The 7,605-nt window shown below is 43.8% G+C and carries 8 protein-coding genes; 5 read left to right on the top strand and 3 right to left on the bottom strand.

The genetic code is table 11. From position 1 onward, the window contains the following. Nucleotides 1-94: 94 nt before the first annotated feature. On the bottom strand, nucleotides 95-955 hold the full coding sequence (gene ltrA, locus ACYQ4S_RS09885) for a group II intron reverse transcriptase/maturase (protein ID WP_459770898.1): 861 nt from the start codon (nucleotides 953-955) through the stop codon (nucleotides 95-97). Between the two features lie 994 nt (nucleotides 956-1,949). Further along, nucleotides 1,950-2,468 carry a type 1 glutamine amidotransferase domain-containing protein gene (locus ACYQ4S_RS09880; RefSeq protein ID WP_091265490.1) on the bottom strand — a complete coding sequence of 173 codons (519 nt, stop codon included), beginning with the start codon at nucleotides 2,466-2,468 and terminating at the stop codon, nucleotides 1,950-1,952. A 167-nt stretch (nucleotides 2,469-2,635) separates the two neighbouring features. Between ACYQ4S_RS09880 and mgsA the strand changes: the two genes are divergently transcribed. The 3 genes from mgsA to ald are packed head-to-tail and all read left to right on the top strand — an operon-like array spanning nucleotide 2,636 to nucleotide 4,408. Then, entirely contained in the window at nucleotides 2,636-3,058 is a 423-nt protein-coding gene (gene mgsA / locus ACYQ4S_RS09875; RefSeq protein WP_459770896.1) for a methylglyoxal synthase, read from the top strand. Nucleotides 3,059-3,070: 12 nt separating this feature from the next. Further along, a complete protein-coding gene (locus ACYQ4S_RS09870) occupies nucleotides 3,071-3,268 on the top strand; it encodes a hypothetical protein (RefSeq protein WP_091265486.1) in 198 nt (65 codons plus the stop codon). Nucleotides 3,269-3,292: 24 nt separating this feature from the next. After that, nucleotides 3,293-4,408 carry an alanine dehydrogenase gene (ald, locus tag ACYQ4S_RS09865; RefSeq protein ID WP_346024275.1) on the top strand — a complete coding sequence of 372 codons (1,116 nt, stop codon included), beginning with the start codon at nucleotides 3,293-3,295 and terminating at the stop codon, nucleotides 4,406-4,408. A 191-nt stretch (nucleotides 4,409-4,599) separates the two neighbouring features. On the opposite strand, the gene ACYQ4S_RS09860 is transcribed toward ald, so the two are convergent. After that, nucleotides 4,600-4,821, bottom strand: coding sequence for a DUF378 domain-containing protein (locus ACYQ4S_RS09860; protein WP_346024958.1), 222 nt, complete (start codon nucleotides 4,819-4,821; stop codon nucleotides 4,600-4,602). A 262-nt stretch (nucleotides 4,822-5,083) separates the two neighbouring features. Between ACYQ4S_RS09860 and ACYQ4S_RS09855 the strand changes: the two genes are divergently transcribed. Together ACYQ4S_RS09855 and ACYQ4S_RS09850 are read left to right on the top strand one after the other, a co-directional pair. After that, nucleotides 5,084-6,754: a formate--tetrahydrofolate ligase gene (locus ACYQ4S_RS09855; protein WP_459770893.1), complete on the top strand. Its 1,671-nt coding sequence runs from the start codon at nucleotides 5,084-5,086 to the stop codon at nucleotides 6,752-6,754. 11 nt (nucleotides 6,755-6,765) lie between these two features. Further along, complete coding sequence (locus ACYQ4S_RS09850; protein WP_459770891.1) at nucleotides 6,766-7,416, top strand: cyclodeaminase/cyclohydrolase family protein; 651 nt, start codon at nucleotides 6,766-6,768, stop codon at nucleotides 7,414-7,416. The last annotated feature ends 189 nt before the right edge of the window (nucleotides 7,417-7,605 follow it).

The following is a 7,605-nucleotide window of genomic DNA, read 5'->3' as shown; positions in this document are numbered from 1 at the left end:
ACAATGTCTTTAAAACTCCCTGGCCGATTTCTTCGAGTAAGCTTCTTCAACTTTTCACGGAAACGTTGTTTAGCCGACCGACTAGGTCGGCAACCTACTTTCCCATGTGATTATATAAATGAAACCCAAGAAACTTTGACTTTGTGGCTGTAGTCACTCGACTCTTCTCTTTATTGACGGTCAATCGTAAATCTTCTTCGATAAATTTGGTGATGCTCTCCATTACTCGTTCACCTGCACGTTTGCTTTTGACATAAATAACGAAGTCGTCGGCATAACGAGCAAATTTATGTTTTCTTCTTTCCAGTTCTCTATCTAAATGATGGAGATAAACATTGGCTAATAGAGGAGATAATGGACCACCTTGTGGTGTCCCCATATCTGTTTCAACATAAAAGTCTTGGTCTAAAATACCCGATTTGAGGAAGTTCCAAATTAATTTTAGAACGATTTTGTCTTGTATATAGTATTCCAGATAATTTCGTAATTTTTGATGATTAATTGTATCGAAATAATTCTTTAAATCACAATCTACCGCAATACGATAACCTTCCTCATAATATTGTTGTACTTGTTCAATTGCTTGATGGGCGTTTCGACCTTTTCGAAAGCCATAACTATAGTCAGAAAAGTGGGGGTCAATAATGGGGGCTATAACTTGTAGAATAGCCTGTTGGACAACTCTGTCTCTTACACAGGGAATACCTAGAAGTCGCTTCCCTCCATTTGCCTTTGGAATTTCCACTCGCCTAACCGGTTGAGGCATATATGTGCCTTCCTTTAGTTTTCGAATGATATGTGAACCAAATTCTGCCATGTGTGCATCTAGTTCATCGACAGTTATGCCGTCTACACCTGGCTTGCCTTTGTTCTTTTTAACTTTCTTGATGGCAAGCTTTATATTCTTTCTATCGACTACTCGGTCGATTAATGAGATATCATTTTGTCTATTCATTTCTGTGTTACGCCCCTACGCACTCCTACATATTCTTTTGCTTCCAGCGTATCCTTTTGTAGGTAGCCATCTCTCTGAACTTAATCACGATGTTTCTGCGATACTGGTGGCGTGTACACCTCCTTGATTTTCAAAATTATTATTGTTCAGTCCTTCCTAACTTTCGTTAGTACTATGACGTCTGCTGACTTCTCTTCCTCCAGTTTTCCATCACTGAAAAAGTTTGATATAAAGAAAGAGACCTCCCCGGGTAAGAACGACAACCTTCCGCTCATGTCACTGCTCCATTTACTGTACAGGATTCGTGCAGTATTGGACTTCGCTTTGTTTGGCAAGCTCATCCGTCCTGATTCAGCCTTAGTATGGAGTTTCTGTTCGTCAGTGCGAGCTTTTGCGTCCGACTTCCTTCAGATTCCACCTCACGGTGGACACCCTTGTCATTCACTAACAGTTCCTACTGCAAAGCCTGTAGTGGACTTTCACCACCAAGTTGTCGCCCATGCCGGGCGCACCAAAAAACCACCTGCTGAGTGAACAGCAGGTGGCAAAAAAGGAGTGGTAACCTGTCGCTTTGGAGGAGTGCAGGTAACCAAAAATATGTTGGTTGTTGTGGGTATGAGTAAAGTATAGTCTTTAGATTTGAATTTACTGTGACCAATTCATGATGAATTAACGCTTTCTTTTTCAAAGTAAATTAGAGAATTAAGAAAGGAATGTACATAATAAAAAGCCACCTTTTCCTCTAGAAAAGGTGGCTGGGGATAAGACTAAACGTCTCAGTTTATTTGAGTAACCCATTCAATCCGGGGAGAAAGAATAATGGTCTCAAATAGTGTTTATCTTTTCAAAGGTGATGAATGATTCGGGGGAAACATTCAATCAGCTTTTTGGGGAGAAAAGAAACGTGTACTTAAATTCCACATTCATAGTGTAGCAAAACTATCTGGAAAAATCCTTAAAATTGCCTAAGCATTCATCCGAATAAAATGATAATTTACTCACTTAATGCATCGACCATTGCTTTGTTGAAAGCAGGAAGATCATCAGGCGTACGGCTTGAAATCAGACCTGAGTCATCTATAACAACTTCCTTGTCATAGAAATTGGCTCCGGCGTTTTTAAGGTCCACCGCCACCTGCTTAACTGAAGTGATGTCTTTTCCTTTTACTACTTCAGCATTGATCAGAAGCTGAGGTCCGTGGCAGATAGAGAAAATAGGTTTACTGTCGTTTGAGAACGAACGGGTAAACTCCAGGAATCGGTCATCCTTACGCAGCTGGTCTGGAGAAAATCCTCCAGGAATCAGCAGGGCATCGAAATCTTCCGGAGAGACATCATCAATGCTTTTATCGATAGTCACCGATGCTTCTCCTTTTTTACCCTCTACTGTTTCACCTGCTTCAAATCCGATCGTAGTCAGTGTATGACCTGCCTTTTCCAGTTCTTCTTTAGGGGAGGTAAATTCCACGTCTTCAAATAGTTTTGTTATAACGACTGCAACTTTCTTGCCCATTCTTGTAATTCCTCCTTCATTTATTCTAGTTACAGTTTATCGACTCACCATAGATCCTTCAAGTAAAACGATTCACGGTAGAGATACTCAATTTTTTATTCAATAAGCTGCTCTGTTTTATGTTATGATGAAAAAAATACGACTTTTTAAGGAGGAGTATTCCCTTTATGAATATTGCGTTGATTGCCCATGATAAAAAGAAAGATGATATCGTAAAAATTGCAGCAGCTTATAAGGTCATTTTGGAACAACATGCTCTCTTTGCTACAGGAACGACAGGAAAGCGAATTTCAGATGAAACAGGTCTGAATGTCCACCGGTTTAAATCTGGTCCGCTCGGTGGGGACCAGCAGATTGGTGCCTACATCTCTGATAATAAGATGGATCTGGTTATATTTATCCGTGATCCTCTTACTGCACAGGCCCATGAGCCAGATATATCTGCATTGCTCCGCCTGTGTGATGTCTATGAAATTCCTCTAGCTACAAATATAGGGACTGCTGAAGTTCTGCTTAGAGGACTGGATGCCGGCTTTTACAGCTGGCGAGATGTCTCAAGAGGCCAGGACCGCGATTCACTACATTTTTAAAGGGGTGCTGACATGCTGCTGATTATCGGATTAGCATTGCTTATTTCAGGCTATTTGTCATTCAGGTTTTCAGATCAGCTTAACCCTGGAAAGCGCGGGCGTAGAGCACAGACGGAGTTTCCGGAATGGTTCCCGCAGCTTAAGAAAATTGGCGGGCTGCTGTTCATGCTTACTGGCCTGCTTCTGATGATAGCTTACTTTATAATTTAATTAACTAATGGAAGGATTGTCGCTATGATTATTGGTCTACCTAAGGAAATAAAAAATAATGAATACCGTGTAGCTTTGACCCCTTCGAATGTCGGACGGCTGACAGACAACGGACACCGTGTCCTTGTAGAAAAAGGAGCGGGGGAAGGAAGTGGGTTTATAGACGAGCATTATGCTGAAAACGGTGGAGAGCTGACAGAATCGGCCGGTCAAGTCTGGAAACAGGCTGAAATGATCATGAAAGTGAAAGAACCGCTGAAAGAGGAGTACACTTACTTCAGAAAAGGGCTGGTCCTCTTCACCTATCTTCATCTGTCAGCTGCTCCCGAACTGACTCAAGCACTGGTGGAGCATGAAGTGACGGCTGTGGGCTACGAGACGGTTGAAAAGAACGGCAAGCTGCCGCTGCTGACACCGATGAGTGAGGTGGCGGGAAGAATGGCTGTCCAGATCGGTGCGCATTATCTTGAAAGACATGCAGGGGGAGAAGGAATTCTCCTAGGTGGAGTAACTGGTGTACCTAGTGGAACTGTAACAATCCTCGGTGGTGGAGTGGCAGGAGAGAATGCTGCTCGGATGGCTGTTGGGATGCGTGCAAAGGTAAACATCATCGAACTGAATCCTCAGCGGATGAGAGAACTCATCCAGATGTTCGGAAGCAATGTGCAGACCCTAGCTTCAAATCCAGCCAACATTGAGAAAGCTGTCAGTGAATCTGATCTGGTGATTGGTGCTGTTCTTGTGCCGGGACGAAAAGCACCAAAACTGGTGACAGAAGACATGGTTAAGTCAATGACTAAAGGAGCTGTGATCGTCGATATTGCTATTGATCAGGGGGGTAATTTTGAAACGTTGAGCGAGCCGACAACTCATGATGAACCGGTAGTGGAAAGGCACGGCATTCTCCATTATGGTGTGGCCAACATTCCAGGGGCCGTACCAAAAACGTCGACAGTGGCTCTGACTAATGATACGGTTCCTTATGCTCTGAAGCTTGCGGAACTGGGTGTTGAAGATGCACTGAAACGTGATGCAGGTCTCGCCGCCGGTCTGAACGTATACAAAGGACATGTGGTCAATAAGGCAGTGGCTAAGGATCTCGATTATGAATTCAAAGCTTTTGAAGAGCTGACTAAATAAACTTTACGATTAGGGACAGGAGATGCAGAACAATCTGCATACTCCTGTTTTTTTGAACAGGAATCATAGGGCTGTGAGGAGATAACATCTGAGGCCTACTTAAGTCCGAAACAGGTCGAAGCTTACAATAAATGTCCGAAAAAAAAGCCCAGTCACAGGGTGATGGGCTTTCAGTCAGCTTGTCCAGAAGGTTAGCGGTCTTTCAGCCGACTGCCACCCCGGGGTGTAAAGGAATAGTACTTGAAGCACCATAAGGCACTCAAGCCGATAAGTATATAAACGATACGTGTTCCCCATTCTTCAGCATTGCCGAATAAGGTTTCTACAGCATTGAACCCGAACAAACCGATAAGTAATAGATGAATGCCGCCGATGATAAGTAATGTCAGTGCCGTGCGGTCAATTATTTTCAAAATGAGCTCCTCCTAAATGTTCTTATATTATAATCATACGAAATTTAATGAAAAATGTCGATTGTTTCTCATTGAGCAGGGAATAATTTTAACCTGCCCCTATGAAAAGGTGAAAATGGATAAAAAAAAGAAATTAAAGTGGGCTCATAAACACTCTATGTTATACTGAAAAAGTAAAATCGGAAGTGATGTGTAATCACTTCCAGAAACTTGTGTCCAGTTAAATGGATCAGTCTATCATCATCAGCAGGAGGGGTAAAAAATGGTAAAAAGTGATATCGAAATAGCTCAGTCAACAGATATGTTCCCGATTGGAGACATTGCTCAGAAATTAGGAATCGAAGACAATGCTCTTGAACATTACGGCAAGTATAAAGCGAAAGTGGATTACAGTGCACTACATAATCATGCGGGGAAAAACGGCAAGCTGATCCTGGTGACGGCTATCAATCCGACTCCAGCTGGAGAAGGGAAAACCACGACCTCTGTAGGTCTGGGAGACGCGCTTCAGAAAATTGGCAAGAAAACAGCCATTGCTCTGCGTGAACCCTCGCTTGGACCGGTTTTCGGAATCAAAGGTGGGGCTGCTGGCGGTGGATACGCTCAGGTGATTCCAATGGAAGACATCAACCTTCATTTCACAGGTGATATTCATGCCATAGGGGCTGCCAACAATCTGGTAGCGGCGATGATCGATAATCACATTTATCAGGGAAATGAACTGAATATAGATCCGAGACGCGTGACTTGGAGACGGGCAATGGACATGAATGACCGTCAGCTCCGCTCGATCGTCAGCGGAATCGGCGCTCGAACGAACGGGATGCCAAGAGAAGACGGGTTTGATATTACCGTTGCTTCTGAAATCATGGCTGTGTTGTGTCTGTCCAGTTCAATGGCTGAAATGAAAGATAAACTGAGAAACTGTCTGATCGGTTACACCTTCGATAATGAACCAGTGAAGCTGGGAGAACTTCAAGCTGAAGGAGCGGTATCGGCGCTGCTTAAAGATGCGCTCAAACCGAATTTGGTTCAGACTCTGGAACATACGCCGGTATTCATCCACGGCGGACCATTTGCCAATATCGCTCATGGCTGTAACAGTATGCTGGCCACAAAAATGGCATTGGCTCATGCAGACTATGTCGTAACCGAAGCGGGCTTCGGTGCTGATCTGGGAGCTGAAAAGTTCATCGACATCAAATGCCGCATGGGGAATATCAAACCCGATGCAGTGGTCATTGTTGCTACGATCCGTGCGCTTAAAATGCATGGGGGAGTAAAGAAAACGGATCTGGATCAGGAGAATACGCAGGCTTTGAAAAAAGGCCTACCTAACCTGCTTAAACATATAGAAAATATCCAGGAGACTTTCTCTCTTCCTGCAGTCGTTGCGATCAATGCTTTTCCTGGTGATACTCAAAATGAACTGGATGTGCTGAGGAAAGCTATTGAAGAAACGGGAAGCAAGGTTGTCCAGTCAGATGTCTGGGCCAAAGGCGGAGAAGGCGGAGTAGAACTGGCTGAAGAAGTCGTCCGAATGACCGAAGAAGAGTCTGACCTGAGCTACGCTTATGAACTGAGTGACCCGATTGAAGAAAAAATAGAGAAAATCGTCCAGTCTGTATATGGCGGAAAAGGAACGGAATGGAGCAAAAAAGCTAAGACGATGGCGAAACGTCTGGAAAAACTGGGGTATGGGGATCTGCCGATCTGTATGGCGAAAACACAGTACTCCTTGTCAGATACAGCGACTGCTTTAGGTCGCCCAACAGATTTCAATGTCAACATCAGAGATTTGACTGTGTCTGCAGGGGCGGGATTCATCGTCGTCCTGACAGGAAATATCATGCGTATGCCTGGTCTTCCGAAAGTGCCTTCTGCGGTACATGTGGATGTGGACGAAAACGGCAAAATTTCCGGACTGTTTTAGGAGGCTTAGGAATGAACGAACTGACGATTGAAGGCTATCTGACTGAACTCGGGAAGAAAGAAGGAACACCGGGAGGAGGAAGTGCCGCTGCTTACATTGCTTCAATGAGTGCTGCTCTTGTTCGCATGGTAGCAGATATTCAGAAAGACAAGAAGGCCTATGCTGATTATTCAGAAGAGATTACACAGGCTCTGGAAGCGTCACATGATTTGAGAAAAGCATTTGAACAGCTGGCAAAAGATGATGCAGTTGCTTTTGAGCCTGTTCAGATGGCATACAAGCTGCCCAAAGGTAATGAAGATGAAAAAGAAAGACGCCAGAAAGAAATTCAGAAAGCTATTAGAGGCGCTGCTCAGCCACCTCTTGAGATGCTTGAAAAAAGTCACGACTTGATCGATCTGATCGAGCAGCTGACCCGCATGAAAATGAGAGGGACAATCGTGAATGATCTGATGGTGGCGACATTGTTTATGGGGACAGTACTTGAAACAGCTGTCTTGAATGTCACGATAAATACGAAACTTCTTTCAGATAAAAATGAAAGAAATGAACTTGAGAAGAAAGCAATCGAGCGCCTGTCAACCGGTAAACAGCGAATCAGCCAGCTGCGTCAGACCATCGAATATTTTCTGGAAAAAAATGAGTGGCCGGAATCTATTTAGGGCACAATGGTGAACAGGGCATGGGGAGAAACGTGCTGTCCACCTGTTTATTATCAATCATTAAGGAACTGTCAAATTTTTTATGAAAACTAAAAATTAAAGGTGGTGAAGGCCCACTGACTATACCAATCGGAGCCGCATTTGCCCTTGACAAACACTTGAATGGTTTCAGTTAAGGTCACAAGGGTG

This window comes from Alkalibacterium sp. s-m-28 (assembly GCF_054658175.1).
This window is presented reverse-complemented; position numbering and strand designations above follow the sequence as displayed.